The organism is Vallitalea maricola (assembly GCF_036985595.1).
In the GTDB taxonomy this organism is placed as follows: domain Bacteria; phylum Bacillota; class Clostridia; order Lachnospirales; family Vallitaleaceae; genus Vallitalea; species Vallitalea maricola.
Map to the genome: position 1 here is coordinate 1 of NZ_BTPU01000453.1, position 349 is coordinate 349.

The 349-nt window shown below is 33.0% G+C and carries 1 pseudogene; it reads left to right on the plus strand.

Going from position 1 to position 349, the window contains the following annotated elements:
• Positions 1-349, plus strand: a pseudogene (locus tag AACQ14_RS24610) (ATP-binding protein); the annotation flags it as partial.

Here is a 349-nt window from a genome sequence, read left to right on the forward strand (position 1 = left end):
GTTTGATCCTTTTAACAGGAGTCATCCAGCTACACAACAAATTCCTGATGAGATAATATTTTTGCATGATGAACAAATAATAATACAGCCATACATTTTACCTCATCATTCCAAAATTGCGCAAAATGATTATGAGTATTATGCTACAAAAGAGGGATATATTAGGTCACAAGGATTTTATCTTTATAGAGAGAATCGATTGCTAATTTATGGCACGTGGTGGGGGTTACATCAAGCAACTGATGCTCATAAGTTGGTGAGGATAAAGATTGATATTACTAGTGATCAAGATAAATACTGGGGAATAGATATAAAAAAATCGAAAGCTTATCCAACGAGTGAAATTAAA